Origin of the sequence: Paraplanobispora takensis (assembly GCF_016863195.1) — a bacterium.
Taxonomy (GTDB): Bacteria; Actinomycetota; Actinomycetes; order Streptosporangiales; family Streptosporangiaceae; genus Planobispora; species Planobispora takensis.
The window spans coordinates 1-1,747 of record NZ_BOOK01000121.1; the positions used below are offsets into that span (position 1 = coordinate 1).

Annotated in this window: 1 protein-coding gene; it reads left to right on the forward strand. The window is 66.5% G+C overall.

Annotated features, from left to right (window positions below):
• Positions 1-181 precede the first annotated feature (181 nt).
• Complete coding sequence (locus tag Pta02_RS40680) at positions 182-1,711, forward strand: ISL3 family transposase (protein WP_444980752.1); 1,530 nt, start codon at positions 182-184, stop codon at positions 1,709-1,711.
• The last annotated feature ends 36 nt before the right edge of the window (positions 1,712-1,747 follow it).

The following is a 1,747-nucleotide window of genomic DNA, read 5'->3' on the forward strand; positions in this document are numbered from 1 at the left end:
TGGGATCAGGCCCACATTCCGTGATCGGACCCGTTGAGAGGTCACGATTCGGGTGTTCTAGCCAGTAGCCCATCTCCAGGTCACGACCATCTGCGTCGTGTTGATCAAGGAGTTGGTTGCCATCTTGTTCCCGCACCTGGCCCGCGTGTGTGTTGACCAGGTGTTCCGTTCGGGAGCCACGGTGCGGATCCGGGCCAGAACCGACACCATGGAGGCCGCGTGCCCGGACTGCGGGATTCAGTCGCGGCGCAGGCATAGTCACTATGAACGGCAGCTGTCCGACATCGCGGTCGGTGGCCAGGAATTGCTCATCCACCTGCGGGTGCACCGGTTTTTCTGCCGCAATGTCGTCTGCGCGAGGACGACGTTCGCCGAGCAGATCCCGGACCTGACCGTGCGCTACGGCCGCCGCAGCATCCCAGCGGCCCAGGCGTTACAGGCGATTGCGCTGGCACTGGGCGGGCGCGCCGGGGCCCGGCTGACCCAGCACCTGGCCACCTCAGTGAGCCGGATGACACTGATCAGACTGATCCGCAGCTTGCCTGAGCCACCCCTTCCAGCGGGCCCACGGGTGCTCGGCGTGGACGACTTTGCATACCGGCGGGGGCACTCCTACGGCACCATCCTGATCGACATCTCCACCAGCACCGTGGTCGATGTGCTGACCGATCGGACGGCCGACACCCTCGCGGCCTGGCTGCAGGCTCACCCCGGCGTCGAGATCGTCTGCCGGGACCGGGCCGGTGCCTATGCCGAGGGCGCCGCCCGCGGCGCGCCAGACGCGATCCAGGTGGCAGATCGCTGGCATCTCTGGAGGAACCTCGGCGAGGCAGTCGAACGCACCCTCACTCGGCACCGCCATCACCTGCCGTCACTGACCTCCATGCTCAGCACTCAGCCCTCGCCTTCTCTGCCTTTGCAGGCCCCCACCGCACCTCGCTCGCCCGCCGACCGCGAGGACAGGATCGCCATTCGCACCCGGGAGCGGCATGCCGTCGTGCATGCTCTGCTGAAGCAAGGCCATGGCGTCCGGGAGATCGCCCGGCGCCTGAACCTCGGTCGCAACACCATCCGGCGCTTCACTCGTGCCGGCAGCCCGGAAGACCTGCTCGTGCACACCGGTACCGGCCAACGCCCCAAGGCATTGGATGCCTATGACGGCTACCTGCGCAAGCGGTGGACGGAGGGATGCACCAACGCCGAACTCCTCTGCGGTGAACTGCGGGATCTCGGTTACCGTGGCAGCAGCACCGCCGTCCGCCAGTACATCCGTCCCTGGCGAGCTGGCCTGCCACCCACACCGACTTCACCTCGCCCGCCCACGGTCCGGCAGGCCACCGGCTGGTTCCTACGCAACCCCACCCACCTCGACGCCGGTGAGCAGCGCCAGCTCGATACACTCACCGCCGTATGTCCCCAGCTGGCAGCGCTCCGTGTCCATGTCCGCCAGTTCGCCGAGATGATGATGAACCGCCGCGGCCGGAACCTGGAGGCATGGATTAACGCGGTCCTTCGCGACGACCTGCCTGAGTTGCATTCCTTCGTCACCGGGCTACGCCGCGACCAAGACGCTGTCACTGCCGGTCTCAGCCTGCCCTACAGCTCCGGACCCGTCGAAGGGCACGTCAACCGGACCAAGATGATCAAAAGGCAGATGTATGGCCGCGCCAACCCCGATCTCCTGCGCAAACGCATCCTGCTGGCCGACTGATCAGGGTCCACTTCACGGAATGTGGGCCTGATCCAG